At 64.4% G+C, this 18270-nt stretch carries 17 protein-coding genes; 3 read left to right on the plus strand and 14 right to left on the minus strand.

Annotated elements, in window-relative coordinates; translation table 11 throughout:
* Positions 1 to 1491, minus strand: a 1491-nt coding sequence (ppx, locus tag ACYP33_RS06495; protein ID WP_459620489.1) for an exopolyphosphatase, incomplete at its 3' end; no start/stop codon positions are given.
* Between the two features lie 48 nt (positions 1492 to 1539).
* On the opposite strand from ppx, the gene ACYP33_RS06500 reads away from it, so the two are divergent.
* Both ACYP33_RS06500 and ppk1 read left to right on the plus strand, forming a co-directional pair.
* Positions 1540 to 1815: a hypothetical protein gene (locus tag ACYP33_RS06500; RefSeq protein ID WP_414444572.1), complete on the plus strand. Its 276-nt coding sequence runs from the start codon at positions 1540 to 1542 to the stop codon at positions 1813 to 1815.
* Positions 1816 to 1834: 19 nt separating this feature from the next.
* Positions 1835 to 3898 carry a polyphosphate kinase 1 gene (gene ppk1 / locus ACYP33_RS06505; RefSeq protein WP_459620491.1) on the plus strand — a complete coding sequence of 688 codons (2064 nt, stop codon included), beginning with the start codon at positions 1835 to 1837 and terminating at the stop codon, positions 3896 to 3898.
* A gap of 112 nt (positions 3899 to 4010) precedes the next feature.
* On the opposite strand, the gene phoR is transcribed toward ppk1, so the two are convergent.
* From phoR to ACYP33_RS06560, 11 genes are all read right to left on the minus strand, one after another.
* Complete coding sequence (gene phoR, locus ACYP33_RS06510; protein ID WP_414444570.1) at positions 4011 to 5324, minus strand: phosphate regulon sensor histidine kinase PhoR; 1314 nt, start codon at positions 5322 to 5324, stop codon at positions 4011 to 4013.
* A 78-nt stretch (positions 5325 to 5402) separates the two neighbouring features.
* Positions 5403 to 6104 (minus strand): phosphate regulon transcriptional regulator PhoB, encoded by a 702-nt coding sequence (gene phoB, locus ACYP33_RS06515; protein WP_206127137.1) that lies wholly within the window; start codon positions 6102 to 6104, stop codon positions 5403 to 5405.
* A 31-nt stretch (positions 6105 to 6135) separates the two neighbouring features.
* Positions 6136 to 6840, minus strand: a complete 705-nt coding sequence (gene phoU, locus ACYP33_RS06520) for a phosphate signaling complex protein PhoU (RefSeq protein WP_414444569.1) — start codon at positions 6838 to 6840, stop codon at positions 6136 to 6138.
* A gap of 16 nt (positions 6841 to 6856) precedes the next feature.
* Entirely contained in the window at positions 6857 to 7705 is an 849-nt protein-coding gene (pstB, locus tag ACYP33_RS06525) for a phosphate ABC transporter ATP-binding protein PstB (protein ID WP_459620494.1), read from the minus strand.
* Between the two features lie 15 nt (positions 7706 to 7720).
* On the minus strand, positions 7721 to 8617 hold the full coding sequence (gene pstA, locus ACYP33_RS06530) for a phosphate ABC transporter permease PstA (protein WP_414449865.1): 897 nt from the start codon (positions 8615 to 8617) through the stop codon (positions 7721 to 7723).
* The gene (gene pstC, locus ACYP33_RS06535) at positions 8614 to 9594 is read right to left on the minus strand and encodes a phosphate ABC transporter permease PstC (protein ID WP_414449866.1); all 981 of its coding nucleotides are present in this window, start codon (positions 9592 to 9594) and stop codon (positions 8614 to 8616) included. Before pstC ends, pstA begins: the two co-directional genes overlap by 4 nt.
* A gap of 112 nt (positions 9595 to 9706) precedes the next feature.
* Positions 9707 to 10738: a phosphate ABC transporter substrate-binding protein PstS gene (gene pstS / locus ACYP33_RS06540; protein WP_414444565.1), complete on the minus strand. Its 1032-nt coding sequence runs from the start codon at positions 10736 to 10738 to the stop codon at positions 9707 to 9709.
* A 562-nt stretch (positions 10739 to 11300) separates the two neighbouring features.
* Entirely contained in the window at positions 11301 to 12656 is a 1356-nt protein-coding gene (gene glmM, locus ACYP33_RS06545; RefSeq protein ID WP_459620497.1) for a phosphoglucosamine mutase, read from the minus strand.
* A 24-nt stretch (positions 12657 to 12680) separates the two neighbouring features.
* The gene (folP, locus tag ACYP33_RS06550) at positions 12681 to 13487 is read right to left on the minus strand and encodes a dihydropteroate synthase (protein WP_414451974.1); all 807 of its coding nucleotides are present in this window, start codon (positions 13485 to 13487) and stop codon (positions 12681 to 12683) included.
* Positions 13488 to 13642: 155 nt separating this feature from the next.
* On the minus strand, positions 13643 to 15532 hold the full coding sequence (gene ftsH / locus ACYP33_RS06555; RefSeq protein WP_414449869.1) for an ATP-dependent zinc metalloprotease FtsH: 1890 nt from the start codon (positions 15530 to 15532) through the stop codon (positions 13643 to 13645).
* Positions 15533 to 15700: 168 nt separating this feature from the next.
* Positions 15701 to 16363 (minus strand): RlmE family RNA methyltransferase, encoded by a 663-nt coding sequence (locus ACYP33_RS06560; protein WP_414445550.1) that lies wholly within the window; start codon positions 16361 to 16363, stop codon positions 15701 to 15703.
* Between the two features lie 226 nt (positions 16364 to 16589).
* Here ACYP33_RS06560 and ACYP33_RS06565 point away from each other — a divergent pair, with 226 nt between their 5' ends.
* Positions 16590 to 17138: a YhbY family RNA-binding protein gene (locus ACYP33_RS06565; protein ID WP_414451975.1), complete on the plus strand. Its 549-nt coding sequence runs from the start codon at positions 16590 to 16592 to the stop codon at positions 17136 to 17138.
* Positions 17139 to 17237: 99 nt separating this feature from the next.
* Here ACYP33_RS06565 and ACYP33_RS06570 read toward each other — a convergent pair whose 3' ends face one another.
* Complete coding sequence (locus ACYP33_RS06570) at positions 17238 to 17720, minus strand: DUF4149 domain-containing protein (protein WP_459620499.1); 483 nt, start codon at positions 17718 to 17720, stop codon at positions 17238 to 17240.
* Between the two features lie 14 nt (positions 17721 to 17734).
* Positions 17735 to 18211 carry a transcription elongation factor GreA gene (gene greA, locus ACYP33_RS06575; RefSeq protein WP_414444561.1) on the minus strand — a complete coding sequence of 159 codons (477 nt, stop codon included), beginning with the start codon at positions 18209 to 18211 and terminating at the stop codon, positions 17735 to 17737.
* Positions 18212 to 18270 lie beyond the last annotated feature (59 nt).

The raw sequence follows: 18270 nt of genomic DNA on the forward strand, positions 1-18270 counted from the left end.
ATACGGAATACCGACCTTCTCCCACTCCGCCGCTTCCTGGCTCAGGCTGTAGTCGGTCAACGGGTTCTGCTCGACCCAACTGCCCGGCAGCCGCACCTCGTAGCCGCCCTTCTTGGCGTCCGACACCGAAATCTCGGGCAAGCCGGCATCGGTTCGGCGACGGCACAGCAGCGCCGCCAGGCGCAGACAGAACAGCAGCGGCCATTCGACGTCGCGCGACTGCGAGAGCTTGCCGAGCTTGCCCGCATGGCCGAGCACCAGCGCCGCCAGGCGGGCCTGATCGGTGCGCGAGAAGCCGGGCATGTCGGCATTGCTGGCGATATAGGCCGAATGCTTGTGATAGGCGCTGTGCGAGATCGACAGGCCGATTTCATGCAACGCGGCGGCCCAGCCCACGAACGTGCGATCTTCCGGACGACGCAGTTCCTCGGTCTGCTCGAGCTGGTCGTAGAAGCTGGTAGCCAGCGAGGCGATCCGGTCGGCCTGGGCGCGATCGACGCCGTAGCGGCGCGTGAAGCCCTCGACCGTCACCGCGCGCATGTCCTCGTGCTGCGCCCGGCCGAGCAGGTCGTACAGCACGCCGAGGCGCAGCGCGCCGTCGGTGGTGTCCACGTAATCGATGCCCAGTTCCTCGAACACCGCGAGCATGATCGACAAACCGCCGGCCAGCACCGGGATGCGATCGGGCTTCAGCGCGACGAGCTTCAGGCGGTTGACGTTCTCGGCCTTGATCAGCGCGCGCTTCAAGCGTTCGAGCCCGCCGCGCGAGATGCCGTGCGTGATGCCGGCATCGTTGAAGCCGTTGCCCTCGACCAGTTCGGCCAGCGCGCGCGCCGTGCCCGACGAGCCAATCGCCTGATCCCAGCCGGCCTTCTTGTACTCGCCCGAGATAATCTGGATTTCGCGCTTGGCGGCCAGTTCGGCCTGCCGCATGGTGTATTCGTCGACGTTGCCGGCCGGGAAGAACTGGCGGCTGTGGCTGACGCAGCCGATATACAGGCTTTCCATGACGATCGGCGTGTAGTGCTGGCCGATGATGAATTCGGTCGAGCCGCCGCCGATGTCGACCACCAGCCGCTTGCCCGCATTGGCCGGCACCGAGTGCGCGGCGCCCGCGTAGATCAGCCGCGCTTCCTCGCGGCCCGCGATCACTTCGATCGGGAAGCCGAGCGCCGCTTCGGCCTCGACCAGGAATTCGCCGGCATTCTTGGCGACGCGCAGCGTATTGGTGGCCACCGCGCGCACGTGATCGGGGTGGAAATCGCGCAGGCGTTCGCCGAAACGCTTCAGCGCGTCCCAGCCCCGCTCCTGCGAGGCGCGATCGAGCATCTTGTCGCGCGACAGGCCTGCCGCGAGGCGAACCGGCTCGCGCAGGGCGTCGACCGGGTAAATCTGGCTGCCCGCAGGCGTTTCCTCGACGCGGCCGACAATCAGCCTGAAGCTGTTCGAACCGAGATCGACGGCGGCGAGTAGTTGCGGGGATGTGACCATCGGGTAGTTGCTCCGTTCTCGGCAGGCGAGCCGCCGCTACGCCAAACCATGACATTCAAACGCAGCATTTTAAATGCTGTCGCCGCCGCGGTGTCGGATCATCGCAGGCAATTGCAGCGCCGGCGAATGGTTTCGTTTGAAACAGACGATGAGATTTGCCGATTGCCGACGTATTATTTGCTGAACCATCCTGCATTGTCATCAATACGTCATCAAATCATGGAATGCCAGGACGTATCATTCGAAAAGAAGGTCAAATACGTCATCAATATGTCATTAAACCGTGAGAATTTCCGAGCACCCCTTCCTTCCCTCCGCACCTGACCAGCCCTCCACGCTGCCGATGTCCATCCGCTACCCGCTGCTCAACCGTGAACTGGGCATCCTCGGCTTCAACGAGCGCGTGCTCGCGCAAGCCGCCGATCCGCACGTTCCGCTGCTGGAACGGCTGCGTTTCATCTGCATCACCAGCAGCAACCTCGACGAATTCTTCGAAGTCCGCATGGCCGGGCTGCAGGAGCAGATGCGCGACAACCCGGGCGCGCCGTCGCCCGACGGCATGTCGCTGCAGCATGTGTACGACCTGGTGGTGCAGCGCGCGCAACGCCTGGTCCACAAGCAATACGCGATGCTGCACGAGACCATCATCCCGGCGCTCGAAACCGAAGGCATTCATTTTCACGGCACCGACAGCTGGAGCGAGGCGCAGCTCGACTGGGCCCGCAACTACTTCCTCGACGAACTGCTGCCGGTGCTGACGCCGATCGGGCTCGATCCGGCGCACCCGTTCCCGCGCGTGCTCAACAAGAGCCTGAACTTCGTGGTCGAACTCGAAGGCCGCGACGCATTCGGCCGCCAGGCGCTGCTCGGCATCGTGCAGGCGCCCCGCGCGCTGCCGCGCGTGGTGCGCATGCCGCAGGAGCTGTCGGGCTTCCGTCACGGTTTCGTGCTGCTCAGTTCGCTGATGCAGCGCTTCGTGGGCGAGCTGTTCCCGAAGCTCGTCGTCAAGAGCTGCAACCAGTTCCGCATCACGCGCAACAGCGAGCTGTTCGTCGACGAGGACGAAATCACCAACCTGCGCGTCGCGCTGCAGGGCGAACTGCCCGCGCGCCACCTCGGCAACGCGGTGCGGCTCGAAGTGTCGGCCGACACGCCCGCCCACATCGTGCGCCGCCTGCTCGACGAAAGCGACCTCAGCGAACGCGATTGCTACCGCGTCAACGGCCCCGTCAACCTGGTGCGGCTGATGCAGTTGCCCGACCTGGTCGATCTGCCCGAACTGAAGTTCGTGCCGCACACGCCGTCCACGCCGGCCGAAGTCACGAACGCGGCGTCGATGTTCGCGGCGATCGATCGCGCCGACATCCTGCTGCACCATCCGTACGAAAGCTTCCAGCCGGTGCTGCAACTGCTGCAGGAGGCCGCCCGCGATCCGAACGTGGTCGCCATCAAGCAGACCATCTACCGCACCGGCACCGATTCGCCGCTGATGGACGCGCTGATGGAAGCCGCGCGTAACGGCAAGGAAGTGACGGTGGTGGTGGAGCTGCTCGCGCGCTTCGACGAGGAAACCAACATCAACTGGGCGTCGCGGCTCGAAGCCGTGGGCGCGCACGTGGTGTACGGGGTGGTCGGCCACAAGTGCCACGCCAAGATGGTGCTGATCGTGCGCCGCGAGAAGCGCGGCGGCAAGAACGTGCTGCGGCGCTACGTGCACCTCGGCACCGGCAACTACCATCCGCGCACGGCGCGCCTCTATACCGATTTCGGGCTGATGACGGCCGAGCCGAGGATCTGCGAGGACGTCCATCACGTGTTCCAGCAGTTGACCGGCATCGGCGGCGAGCTGCGGCTGCACGAGCTGTGGCAATCGCCGTTCACGCTGCATCCGAAGATGATCGAGGGCATCCGCCGCGAAATCGCCAACGCGCGCGCCGGCAAACGCGCGCGGATCGTCGCGAAGATGAACGCGCTGCTCGAACCGTCGGTGATCGCCGAGCTTTACGAGGCCTCGCAGGCCGGCGTGAAGGTCGATCTGATCGTGCGCGGCGTGTGCGCGTTGCAGCCCGGCGTGCCGGGCCTGTCGGAGAACATCACGGTGCGCTCGATCATCGGCCGCTTCCTCGAACATCACCGCATCTACTACTTCCATGCGGGCGGCGCCGAGGAAGTCTATCTGTCGAGCGCCGACTGGATGGACCGCAACCTGTTCCGCCGCGTCGAGGTGGCGTTCCCGATCCACGATCGCAAGCTCAAGCGTCGCGTGATCGCCGAAGGGCTGTCGGTGCTGCTCGGCGACAATCAATCGGCGTGGCTGATGCAGAGCGACGGCCACTACAAGCGCCGCCGCACCGGCAAGACCTCGCGCAGCGCGCAGCTCGGGCTGCTGGAGAAGTTCGGCGGCTGAAGCCGGAAGCGCGCCGGCGCGCGCGTCGGGCTCGAACGAAAATGCCACCCTCGCGGGTGGCATTTTTCATGGCGGTGGCAACCGGTGTCGATCCGTTGTCCTGCGAATGCGCTCAGACTTCGTGCCGCCGCCGCGCCACCGTGCGCTGCGCCGGAAAGCGCGCCGTGAACGTGCTGCCGCGCCCTTCCTCGCTCTGGATCAACAACTGGCCGTCGTGGCGTTGCAGCACATGCTTGACGATCGCGAGGCCCAGGCCCGTGCCGCCGGTATCGCGCGAACGGCTGCGATCGACGCGATAAAAACGCTCGGTCAGCCGCGGCAACTCTTCCGCCGCAATCCCGAACCCGCTGTCCTTCACCGAAAACACCGCCTGCGAGCCGTCGCGCCGCCAGCACACGCGGATCTTGCCGCCCTCGGGCGTGTAGCGCACCGCGTTCGTGACGAGGTTGCCGAGCGCGCTGAAGATTTCCGTCTCCGCGCCCGTCACCGTCAGCGCTTCGTCGATCTCGAACGAGATCTCGTGATGGCCGGCCGACAGCGATTGCGCGACATCCTCGAGATGGCCGAGCACGTCGTCCATGTCGACCGGCTTGTCGGTCGGCGGCTTGCCCTCGCCTTCGAGCTTGGCCAGCACCAGCAGGTCGGTGACGATCTTGCGCATGCGCGACGCCTGCTGCTCCATCATGTCGAGATAGCGCGCGCGTTCTTCCTCCGACACCGGCAGCTCGCGCAGCGTTTCGAGGAAGCCCGACAGCACCGTCAGCGGCGTCTTCAGTTCGTGCGAGACATTGGCCACGAAGTCGCGGCGCATCGCGTCGGTGCGTTCGACCTCGGTGATGTCCTGCGTCAGCAGCAGCTTGCGGTTGTCGCCGTACGGGAACACCTGCACCGCGATCACGTGCTGACGTCCCTCGCCCATGCCGCGCATCACGAGCATCTCGTCGTAGTGCTGGGCATTGAGGTAACGCACGAAATCAGGATGCCGAACCAGATGCGTGATGTGCTGGCGCAGGTCGCGCTTCGAATCGAGCCCGAAATGCAGCTCGGCGATCGCATTGCACCATTCGATCTGGTCGTGGTCGTCAAGCATCGCCACGCCGTTCGGCGAGGCCTGGATCGCCTGGATGAAGCGCGAGTGCTGCTGCTCGACCTGACGCACCTGCGAATGCCACTGCTTCGCGAGCTTGTGCAGGCGATAGTAGATTTCGCCCCAGATGCCCGGCGCGCTCGGCACTTCGCCATACACCGGCGCGTCGAGCAGGCGCCAGAGGCGCTGCGTATGGAAGGTGCTGAAGAACGCCTGCGCGGTCAGCAGGATGATCGCGACCGCGAGACCCGCGCGCATGCCGATCAGCGCGCCGGCCAGCGCGGAAACCAGCGCGAGCAGGACGAGCGAGACCAGAAAGCGCGCCCAGATGATGTTCATGGTTGGCGCTCTAAAGAGAACGGGAATGAGCGGAGCCGCGGCGCGCGGGCGATCGCCCGAATCGCGCGCCGCATTGCATCAAGCGTGTTTCGCGAGGCGGTAGCCGCTGCCACGAACGGTTTCGATCATAGCATCGCACCCTGCCGGCTTGAGGGCCGCGCGCAGGCGCTTGATATGCACGTCCACCGTCCGTTCCTCGACGAATACGTGATCGCCCCACACCTGATCGAGCAGTTGCGTGCGGCTGTGCACGCGCTCGGGGTGGGTCATGAAGAAATGCAGCAGGCGGAACTCGGTCGGACCGAGATCGAGCTTGATCTCGTTGCCTTCGGCGCTGGCCGCGACACGGTGCGTAGCCGGGTCGAGGCGCAGGCCGTTGATCGACACCACGTCCTCGGTGAGCTGCGGCGCGCGGCGGCGCAACACCGCCTTGATGCGCGCCATCAGTTCCTTCGGCGAGAACGGCTTGGTGACGTAGTCGTCCGCGCCGATCTCGAGACCCAGCACCTTGTCCTGCTCGTCACCGCGCGCGGTCAGCATGATGATCGGGATGTGCTTCGTGCGCTCGTTGTTGCGAAGTTCGCGCGCGAACGCGATGCCCGATTTGCCCGGCAGCATCCAGTCGAGCAGGACCAGATCAGGCAGCACGTCGCTGATCAGGTTTTGCGCCTGCTCCGCGTTGTACGCGCGAATCGCACAATGGCCCGCGTGTTGCAGGTTCACCGAAATGAGTTCGGAAATCGCGGGCTCATCTTCGATGACGAGAATGTTGCTGGGCATCGGCACCTCTATCCGTCCTTATCCTGGCTGATTAACTGTTGGCTTCGCGGTCGAGCAGGTCGCGCGGCTTGTGCCGCACGTCGGTGCCCTTGACGATGTAGATGATGAATTCGGCGATGTTCTTGGCGTGGTCGCCGACGCGCTCGATCGCCTTGGCGATGAACAGGAAGTCGAGGCCGACCGAGATCGTGCGCGGATCTTCCTGCATGTACGACACGAGCTTGCGCACGAACGCGCGGAATTCCTGGTCGATTTCCTTGTCGTCCTTGACGATCTGGGCCGCGGCCACCGTGTCGAGGCGCGCGAACGCGTCGAGCGCGCGGCGCAGGATCGTCACGGCCATTTCGCCCGACACCTTGATCTCGGCGATGTTCACGCCACGCGCGATCGGCTCGTCGGCGAGACGGCGCACGCGCTTGGCGATCTTTTCGGCTTCGTCGCCGGCGCGCTCGAGATTGGTGATGGTCTTCGAGATCGACATCAGCAGGCGCAGGTCGCGCGCGGCCGGCTGGCGGCGCGCGATGATGTTGCCGCACTCTTCGTCGATGTCGACTTCCATCTGATTCAGGATGTCTTCGTTGGCGATCACGCGCTCGGCCGCTTCGCGGTCGAATTCGTTCAGGGCGTGGATGGCCTCGGTAATTTGCGCCTCGACGAGGCCGCCCATTTCGAGAACCTTCGACGACACCGCGTTCAGGTCGGCGTCGAATTGGCTCGACAGATGCTTATCGGTCATTGTTCTTGCTCCGTCATCAACCGAAACGGCCGGTGATGTAATCTTCCGTTTCCTTGCGGGCCGGCTTGATGAAGATTTTTTCAGTATCGCCGAATTCGATCAGCTCGCCCAGATACATATACGCTGTGTAGTCCGAACAACGTGCGGCCTGCTGCATGTTGTGCGTGACGATCACGACCGTATAGTCGCTCTTCAGCTCCGCGATCAGCTCTTCGATGCGGCCGGTCGAGATCGGGTCGAGCGCCGAGCACGGCTCGTCGAGCAGCAGCACTTCCGGGCGGATCGCGATGCCGCGCGCGATACAGAGGCGCTGCTGCTGGCCGCCCGACAGGCCGTAGCCGCTCTGGCCCAGCTTGTCCTTCACTTCGTTCCACAGCGCGGCCTTGGTCAGCGCCCACTCCACGCGATCGTCCATTTCCGAGCGCGTGAGCTTCTCGAACATCTTCACGCCGAACGCGATGTTGTCGTAGATCGACATCGGGAACGGGGTCGGCTTCTGGAACACCATGCCGATGCGCGCGCGCAGCAGCGAGATGTCCTGCTTCGATTCGAGCAGGTTCTCGCCGTCCATCACGATCGCGCCTTCGGCGCGTTGTTCCGGATACAGCGCGTACATCTTGTTGAACGTGCGCAGCAAGGTGGACTTGCCACAGCCCGACGGCCCGATGAACGCGGTCACCTTGCCTTCCGGAATGCGCATGTTGATGTTCTTCAGCGCATGGAACTTGTTGTAGAAGAAGTTCAGATTGTTGACTTCGATCTTCGCTTCAGGCGCTGCAAGCGGGCTCTGGCCAGGTGATGCGCTGGCGCCGGCGGGCGCTTTGCCGAGTTGGATCGGATTCAGGTGGCTTTCTGCCATATTCATCGGATTGCTCCGCCGTTACTTTTTCGAGAAGATCGAGCGCGCCAGGATGTTCAATCCCAGCACGCCCAGCGTGATCAGGAAGACGCCCGCCCAGGCGAGCGATTGCCACTGCGCAAACGGGCTCATCGCAAACTTGTAGATCGTGACGGGCAGGTTGGCGATCGGGTGGCTCATGTCGAGCGAGAAGAACTGGTTCGACAGCGCCGTGAACAGCAGCGGCGCGGTTTCGCCGGCGATCCGTGCAACCGCGAGCAGCACGCCCGTCATGATGCCGGCGATCGACGCGCGCAGCGTGATGGTCAGCACCATGCGCCACTTCGGCGTGCCGAGCGCGAACGAGGCTTCGCGCAGCGCGATCGGCACCAGGTTCAGCATGTTTTCGGTGGTGCGGATCACGATCGGCACTTGCAGCAGCGCCAGCGAGATCACCCCCGCCCAGCCCGAGAAGCGGCCGGTCGGCGCCACCACCACGGCATAGACGAACAGGCCGATCACGATCGACGGCGCCGACAGCAGGATGTCGTTGATGAAACGCATCGTGCTCGCCAGCAGGTTCTTCTGGCCGTATTCGGCCAGGTAGACACCGGCCATCACGCCGATCGGCGTGCCCACCAGCGTGCCCAGAACAACCATCATCAGGCTGCCGACGATGGCGTTGGCAAGACCGCCGCCATCGGTATCCGGGGCCGGCGTCGACTGCGTGAACAGGTCGACCGACAGGCCGCCGATGCCCAGGCGCAGCGTCGTGTAGAGAATCCACACCAGCCACACCAGACCGAACACCATCGCGGCGAGCGAGAAGGTCAATGCAACGGCGTTGGTGCGCTTGCGGCGAGCCTGCAGCCTGGTGCGCATCGCCTCGAGTGCGGGGCCGGACTGGCCGCCCGGCATGTTCAGGACGCGTTCGCTCATTTCTTGCCTTCCGACTTCTGGAGACGCAGCAGCATCAGTTTCGAAACCGACAGCACGACGAAGGTGATCACGAACAGGATCAGGCCCAGTTCCATCAGTGCCGACGTATGCAGGCCCGGCGCGGCTTCCGCGAATTCGTTCGCGAGCGCCGAGGTAATGCTGTTGCCCGACGAGAACAGCGAAATATCGTTGAGCAGGTTGGTGTTGCCGATCACGAACGTGACGGCCATCGTCTCGCCGAGCGCGCGGCCGAGGCCGAGCATCACGCCGCCGATCACGCCGGTCTTGGTGAAGGGCAGCACGATCTTCCACATCACTTCCCAGGTCGTGCAGCCGATGCCGTACGCCGATTCCTTCAGCAGGACCGGGGTGACCTCGAACACGTCGCGCATCACCGAGGCGATGTACGGGATGATCATGATCGCCAGGATCACGCCGGCGCTGAGCAGGCCGATGCCGATCGCCGGACCGGCGAAGATCGCGTTGAGGCCCGGGATGGGTTTCACGAGCTTGCCGAGCGGGCCTTCGAAGTATTCCGCGAAGATCGGCGCGAACACCAGCAGGCCCCACATGCCGTACACGATCGACGGAATGGCGGCCAGCAATTCGATGGCGATGCCGAGCGGGCGGCGCAGCCACACGGGCGAGAGTTCGGTGAGAAACAGGGCGATGCCGAAGCTGACGGGCACGGCGATCACCAGGGCGATGATCGACGTGACGATCGTGCCGTAGATCGGCACGAGCGCGCCGTAGACATCGGCGTTGGGGTCCCATTCGGACCGCCAGAGGAAACTGAGGCCAAACTTCTCGATAGTCGGCAACGACGCGATGAGCAGCGACACGATGATGCCGCCGAGCACCAGCAGGGTCACGATCGCGGCAATGCGCGCAAGACCGCCGAAGATGACATCGCCGAGCCGGCCCGGCGCGCGCATCTGGCCTGCGGCGGGACGTGACGAGAGAGGAATGTCGGACATGGGTGCCTGATTGTTCAGTGGCAGGCGGCGCATGCCGCCCCGCCGATACTGCACCGCGCCGCCCGACACATGCCGGACGGCGCGACCACGACTTGCTTGCTGCCGATGAAGCTTACTGAGCGACCGGCTTGCCGGCTGCGTCGGTCACCTTCACCTTCCATTGCTTGCGGATTTCATCCGTCACCGACTTCGGCAGCGAGATGTAGTCGAGATCCGTTGCAGCCTTTTCGCCGTTCTTGAACGACCAGTCGAAGAACTTCAGCACTTCCGCGCCTTGCTCCGGCTTGTCCTGCTTCGTGTGCAGCAGCACGAACGTTGCGCCGACGACCGGCCATGCGTCCTTGCCCGGCTCGTTCGTCAGGATCTGGTAGAACGACTTCGTCCACTCCGCGCCGGCTGCGGCGGCGGCGAACGTCTTGGCATCCGGCGCCACCACGTTACCCGACGCGTTCTTGATGTTGGTGTAGATCATGTGGTTCTTCGTGGCGTAGGCCGATTCGACATAGCCGATCGAACCCGGCAGGCGTTGCACGAAGGCCGCGACGCCGTCGTTGCCCTTGCCGCCCGTACCCGTCGGCCAGTTGACCGTTGCGCCTTCGCCGATCTTCGACTTCCACTCGGCGTTGACCTTCGACAGGTAGTTCGTCCAGATGAACGAGGTGCCCGAACCGTCAGCGCGGCGAACCACGGCGACGTCCAGATCCGGCAGCTTGACCTTCGGGTTCAGCGCGACGATGGCCGGGTCGTTCCACTTCTTGATCTTGCCCAGGTAGATGTCGCCGAGCACTTCGCCCGACAGAACGATTTCACCTGCCTTGATGCCCGGGATGTTCACCACCGGCAGAATGCCGCCGATGACCGTCGGGAACTGGAACAGGCCTTCCTTGGCCAGCTCGTCGTCCTTCAGCGGAGCGTCCGAGCCTGCGAAATCGACCGTCTTGGCGATGATCTGCTTCAGGCCACCCGAGGAACCGATGCCTTGGTAGTTGACCTGAGCGTTGGCAGCGTTCTTGTACTCGGCTGCCCACTTCGTGTAAATCGGTGCGGCGAACGTGCTGCCGGCGCCGGTGATGTCGGCTGCGTGGGCGGCAACAGCGAAGAGCGCGCCAGCCAGACCAGCGAACGCAGTTTGCATCAACTTCATGAGACCTCCAGTGTGTGAGCGGATGACTACGGCACCGCGAAGATTAGGGGGTACCCATGACAGTAATATGACAATTGATGAACCTGATGTGACAACAACATGACAGACCGAAAGCTGTGAGCCGCCCTGCCCGGCCGGCGGGCCTCGCCGCGGATGTCCCATCCGGCAAGGCTTCGCGGCGGCTGCGCGGGGAGGTTCGCGAAGGGAGGTCGAGCGGGCCGATGCCGCGAATGCATCGAAATCGCGCATCGAACGGCACGATTGTTCAACGCCGTCCGGCCCGAGCGGCAGCGCTCATCCACAGTAGTCGAAATGTCACGAAACGGAAGATTTTTGCCGATGCAAACGATTTTTTCGGGTAATTGCGGAGAAAATCGGGATCGAACGGCAGTGGCGTGGCGCGCACCGGTAAACGTTTTCATCCGAGCCATGACGAGATCGGGCGACGCCTGCGTCCGATCCGCTGCCGTGCGACAAGGTGGCGCGTCATCACGGTGCGCCGTCGGACCAATAAAAAAGGGCGACGCCCCACGCCGCCCTTGCCTTTCGTCCGCCTGGCCTGTCAGGCCGTCGCGGCCCGGACCGCCGCGGCGATCGTTTCGGCATGATGCTGCGCATCCGCGGCTTCGCGCGCCTCGACCATCACGCGCAGCACCGGCTCGGTGCCCGAGGCGCGGATCAGCACGCGCCCGCTTTCGCCCAGCTCTCGCTCGGCCCTGGCAATCGCGGCCTGGATCGAGGCGTCGCCCTTCCAGTCCGCGCCGGCCTTCATGCGCACGTTGATCAGTGTTTGCGGGAACAGCTCGACGCCGTCGAGCAGTTGCGCCAGCGTCTTGCCGCCGCGCGTCAGCGCGGCCAGCACCAGCAGCGCCGAGACGATGCCGTCGCCGGTCGAATGACGGTCGAGCGACAGGATGTGACCCGAGCCTTCCGCGCCGAGCTGCCAACCGCGTTCACGCAATTGCTCGAGCACGTAACGATCGCCGACGGCCGCGCGCACGAACGGCACGCCGAGCTTCTGCAGCGCCACTTCCACGGCCAGGTTCGTCATCAGCGTGCCGACCGCGCCCGGCACCTTGCCGTCGGTGGCCATGCGATCCTGCACCAGCACGTAGAGCAGTTCGTCGCCATTGAACAGACGGCCGGTGGAGTCGACCACCAGCAGGCGGTCGGCGTCGCCGTCGAGCGCAATGCCGAGATCCGCGCCGTTTTCCTTGACGGCGGCAATCAGCGCATCGGGCGCCGTGGCGCCGACCTTGTCGTTGATGTTGAAGCCGTTCGGCTTCACGCCGATCGGCACGACATCCGCGCCCAGCTCGTGGAACACGTGCGGCGCGATCTGGTACGCCGCACCGTGCGCGCAATCGACCACCAGCTTGAGCCCGCGCAGGTCGTATGAGGCCGGAAACGTGCTCTTGCAGAACTCGATGTAGCGGCCGTTCGCGTCGTCGAGCCGGCGTGCCTTGCCGAGGCCGTCGGACGCCTCGCAGGCCAGCGGCTTGTCGAGCCAGGATTCGATTTCGGCTTCGGTTTCATCGGGCAGCTTGTTGCCGTCGCCCGAGAAAAACTTGATGCCGTTGTCGTGATACGGATTGTGCGAGGCGCTGATCACCACGCCGGCGGCGAGGCGCAGCGCGCGCGTCAGGTAGGCGACGCCCGGCGTGGGCATCGGGCCGGCCAGCATCACGTCGACACCCGCCGCCGAGAAGCCCGCTTCGAGCGCTGCCTCGAGCATGTAGCCCGAGACGCGCGTGTCCTTGCCGATCAGTACCGTCGGGCGGCCGGCCGTGCTGCGTGCGTTCGAGCGCGCCAGCACCTTGCCGGCCGCATAGCCGAGCCGCAGCACGAATTCGGGGGTGATCGGGCCTTGGCCGACTTCGCCGCGAATGCCGTCCGTACCGAAATAACGACGTCCCATGAATGCAATCCTCCTTGTATGTACTTACGCGCGCCGTGCTGCCTCGCGCACGGCGCGCCAGATTTTCAGCGCATCCACCGTCGCGGCGACGTCGTGGACGCGAATGATGGCCGCCCCCCGCTCGGCGGCGCACACGGCCGCCGCCACGCTCGCGGCCACGCGCTCGGCGGGCGGCTTGCCGATCAGCGCGCCGAGCATCGATTTGCGCGACATGCCGGCCAGCACCGGGTAACGCTGCCCGTCCGGCCGCGCGGGGGCCGTTTCCGGCAAGCGCGCCAGCAAGGCGTAATTGTGCTCGACCGTCGCCTTGCCGAACCCGAACCCCGGATCGACGCTGATCCGCGACGGCGCGATCCCGGCCGCGACAAATGCCGCGGCGCGCACGGTAAGAAAATGTCTCACCTCCGAGACGACGTCAAGATAGTCCGGTTCGCCGATCTGCATCGTCTGCGGCTCGCCGAGCATATGCATGACGCACAGCCCGCAGTTGCTGTCCTTCACTGCCTCGATCGCACCGGCCTGCCGGAAGCCCCAGATATCGTTGATCAGGTCCGCGCCAGCGGCCAGCGTCGCGCGCATCACGTCGGGCTTGTAGGTGTCGATCGAGAGCGGCACGTTCATGCCGTGCAGCGCCTCGACGATCGGCACGACACGCGCCAGTTCCTCGTCGAGCGGCACGGGCGGCGCGCCCGGGCGTGTCGATTCGCCCCCGATGTCGATCAGATCGACGCCATCGGCCAGCATCTGCTCGGCCTGGCGCAACGCGGCGTCGCGGGCCACGTAGCGGCCACCATCGGAAAAGGAATCGGGGGTGACGTTCAGGATGCCCATCACGAGCGGACGGTCGAACGTCAAGGTGAAACGGCCGCACTGCAAAGGCGGCGGCGCGATGGAAGCGGTATCGGTCAACACGAAAAATCCGGAGGCAGAAACAAAACGGGCCGGTGTGAATCACACCGGCCCGCTCATGAGATCTCGTTTCGAGATTATGCCGGCGCAGTCGCGCTACCCGGCTTGACTTCGGCACCCGCGCCACCGGACGGGTCGCTGGCCGGCGGCACGTTGCCGCTGCTCTTCGGCGAGCGCGGCGGGCGGCCCGCCATGATGTCGTTGATCTGATCGGCGTCGATCGTTTCCCACTCCATCAGCGCGGCCGTCATGGCCTCGACCTTGTCGCGGTTCTCGTCGAGCAGGCGGTGTGCGAGCTTGTACTGATCGTCGATCACGCGACGGATTTCAGCGTCGACCTTCTGCTGCGTCGCTTCCGAAATCGCACGCGTAAAGCCCTTGCCGAACGGGCCGCCTTCGTTTTCGTCGTCGGCATACACCATCGGCCCGAGCGCATCGGTCATGCCGAAGCGCGTGACCATCGCGCGCGCCGTTTGCGTCGCCTTGTTGAAGTCGTCCGACGCACCCGTGCTGATCAGGTTCATGAACAGTTCTTCAGCCGCGCGGCCACCGAACAGGATCGCCAGACGGTCGAGCAGGTAATCCTTCGAATACGTCTCGTTGTCGTGCTCGGGCAATTGCCACGTCACGCCCAGCGCACGGCCACGCGGAATGATCGTGACCTTGTGGACCGGATCGGCCTTCGGCAGCAGCTTGGCCACCACGGCGTGACCTGCCTCGTGGTATGCCGTGGCACGCTTCGATTCCTCGCGGATCACGGCCGACTTGCGCTCCGGACCCATGAAGATCTTGTCCTTGGCATCTTCGAAATCCTGCATTTCGACGATGCGCTTGCCGCGACGCGCGGCGAACAGCGCCGCTTCGTTGACGAGGTTCGCCAGATCGGCGCCCGAGAAACCCGGCGTGCCGCGTGCCAGCACGGCCGCGTCGACGTCGTTCGAGATCGGCACCTTGCGCAGGTGAACGCGCATGATCTGCTCGCGGCCACGAATGTCCGGCAGGCCGACATAGACCTGGCGGTCGAAACGGCCCGGACGCAGCAGCGCCTTGTCGAGCACGTCGGAGCGGTTCGTTGCAGCAACCACGATCACGCCCGAGTTCGCCTCGAAGCCGTCCATCTCGACCAGCATCTGGTTCAGCGTCTGCTCGCGCTCGTCGTTGCCGCCGCCCATGCCGGCGCCACGATGGCGGCCGACCGCGTCGATTTCGTCGATGAACACGATACACGGTGCGTGCTTCTTGGCTTGCTCGAACATGTCGCGCACACGTGCCGCACCGACACCGACGAACATTTCAACGAAGTCCGAACCCGAGATGCTGAAGAACGGCACCTTCGCCTCGCCGGCGATCGCGCGGGCGAGCAAGGTCTTGCCGGTACCCGGAGGGCCGACCAGCAGCACGCCGCGTGGAATGCGCCCACCGAGCTTCTGGAATTTCTGGGGATCGCGCAGGAAGTCGACCAACTCGGACACTTCTTCCTTCGCTTCGTCGCAACCCGCGACGTCGGAGAAGGTCACCGCGTTGTTGTTCTCGTCGATGAGACGCGCGCGCGATTTGCCGAACGAGAACGCCCCGCCCTTACCGCCGCCCTGCATCTGCCTCATCATGTAGAACCAGAACACGATGATCAGCAGCGTCGGCCCGAGGTAATACAGCGCGGACACCAGCGCGTTCGGTTCGTCGTCAGCCTTGCCGCTCACCTGCACGCCGTACTTCATCAGGTCGCCGACCATCCAGATGTCGCCGGGCGACACGATCTGGTATTTCTGGCCTTCTGCCGGAGTGACGGTGAGGTTGCGGCCTTGCACGATCACGTTCTTGATCTTGCCGCCCTTGGCGTCGTCCATGAACTGCGAATACGACACACCTTCCTGGACGCGGGGCTTGTCGAATTGCTTGAACACGGTAAACAGCACCAGTGCGATCACGAGCCACACTGCCGCTTTCGATAACATATTGTTGTTCAAAGCACCACTCCTTCACTCATAGACGAGCGCCTACATTTTTCTTGCAGCGCTCCTGAGGCATTCTAATCCAGTCCGTAGCCCATCGCCATAAGCTTCGCCAAACGCTTCGATAGGCAAATCCCATGACCGGCAAGGCTCCCGGCTGGCCTGCGGCGCCTGCCGCATCCGTCAGCGCGGATGTTTCAGATGCCGACCCAAAATAAACGTCTCCGACGATTTATCGCGCGAGGCTTTCGGCTTGCGCGGTGCAACCGTACGGAATTGATGCTTGAACTTCTCGACGATCTGGCTGTAGCCCGTGCCGTGAAAGCATTTCACCAAAAGGGCGCCATCCGGTTTGAGATGGTTCTGTGTGAATTCGAGCGCGAGATCGCAAACGTGTTCGATCCGGGCCGCATCCGCAGTCGCCACGCCCGACAGATTGGGTGCCATGTCCGAAATTACAAGGTCGACGGCGCGGCCTTGCAGCACTTCTTCGAGCTGATGCAGCACCACATCCTCGCGAAAATCGCCCTGGATGAAGTGCACGTCGGCGATCGGCTCCATCGGCAGCATGTCGAGCGCGATGATGGTGCCGTCGATCCCGCCGTCACGCTGGGCGTCGCGCTGCTTGCCCTGCGCGAGCTTGTTGCGCACGTACTGGCTCCAGCTGCCGGGCGTCGAACCCAGGTCGACGATCACCTGACCGGGGCGGATCAGCTTGTCCTGCTCGTCGATTTCCTTGAGCTTGTAGGCCGCGCGTGCGCGATAGCCTTCCCGTTGCGCCAGCTTGACGTACGGGTCGTTGATATGGTCGTGCAGCCACGAATGGTTGAATCGGTTCTTTGCCATGCAGGAGGAAAAATGTCGGCCAAATACCACAGAGCCGGGACCGTTCGCCGATCGAAGCACCCAATGAATGGCGTCGATCGTGCAATGGTTCCGTCAGCTCGCGCTTTTGGCGGATAATACGCGTCTTGTTCGCGCGGCAGACGCCTCGATGGCGGTCCCGCAGCGATTTTACGTGGTTTTCGAGCGCGCCCATGCGGCGCGCCGATCTATTGATTCAAGAGTTCCGATGCCCGCCCTTTCGCTTTCCCCTGTCGAGCGCTCCGCGCTGCGTTCCCAAGCCCACGCGCTGAAGCCCGTCGTGCTGATCGGCGCCGAAGGCCTGACCGACGCCGTGCTGGCCGAGATCAAGGTCCACCTGGCCGCGCACCAGTTGATCAAGATCCGCGTGTTCGGCGACGAACGCGACGCCCGCATCGCCATCTATGAAGAAATTTGCGATCGCCTGAACGCCGCGCCGATCCAGCATATCGGCAAGCTGCTGGTGATCTGGCGCCCCGAGCAGGCCGAAGTGGCGCCGGCTCGCAGCCGCCGCGGCCCGCCGAGCGCTCGCGAAGCGGCGATGCAGCGCGCCGCCGGCGAGCCGGAAAGCCGGGGTGGCCGCGCGCCGCGCGTCGTGAAGGTCGTCAAGCATTCGCCCGATGCCAGCCCGGTTCGCAAGCCGCGAGCCACCAAGGTGGTCGTGCGCGGCAACGAGCGCGTAACGGCGGGCGGTACGGTCAAGCGCGCCAAGAAGCGCCAGCAAAGCACGAAGCGCCCGTTCCAGAACGACAAATAAGTATCGGGCAGCACCCGGCCGGGCAAGCAAGCCGCAAGGCATGCCCGGCTGCCGGTGCCGTCAGGCGCGGAGCATCACGCCTCGCAGCCTGCACGGCATTCAGGCACCCGCGGTACGCGATTCGCCCGCTGCGGACAGCCGCCACACCAGCCCGATACCGAGCACGCTTTCGACCAGATAGAACAGGCTCGAAACGCCGTGCAGCATGCCGAAGCGGCTTGCATATTCCGAATGGCCGACATCGGTGCCCGCCGCCTGCGCGGCCAGACGCATCGCGTCCATGAACGGCTCGATCGCGAAATACCCGAGCAGCACGCACAGCAGCATCGCGCCGACGATCACGCGCAGCCGGCGATAGTCGCGCTCGCCCGCTCGCACGCGTGCGTTCGCGATCAGCAGCATGACGACGCCGCACACCACACCGATCAGGCCCTCGATCCGGAACAGGCGTGCCGCCACGCCGCCCGCTGCGACGCGGTCGAGCGTGGTGAACAGCACCGGCGCAACCGCATAGCCGATCGTAAGCAGGCTGCCGACCCAGACGGTGGAGAGAAAACGGAACAACCGGGGCGCGTTGCGCATCGAAGCGCTCCCGATCAGATGTAGCTGACCGAGATGATCTCGTACTCGCGCACGCCGCTCGGGGCCTGCACCGCAGCCACGTCGCCTTCCGACTTGCCGATCAGGGCACGCGCGATCGGCGAGCTGATGGAAATCAGGCCGTGGTCGATATCGGCTTCGTCGTCGCCGACGATCTGATATTTGACGGTGTCGCCCGATTTGAGATCTTCGAGTTCGACAGTGGCCGCGAACACGACGCGCCCTTCCGCGTCGAGCAAGGACGGGTCGATGACTTGCGCCGCCGACAGCTTCGACTCGAGATCGGCGATCCGACCCTCGATGAAACCCTGCTTTTCTTTCGCGGCGTCGTATTCGGCGTTTTCGGACAGATCGCCCTGCGCGCGTGCTTCGGCGATCGAATTGATCACGGACGGACGCTCGACCGATTTCAGGCGCTGCAGCTCCTCGCGCAGTTGTTCGGCGCCACGCTTGGTCAACGGAATGGTGCTCATAAACGGCTCAATAACAAAAAACGGGCGTAAAAAAAATCACCGCGATTAAGCGCATTTCC

This window comes from Burkholderia sp. 3C (assembly GCF_054589155.1).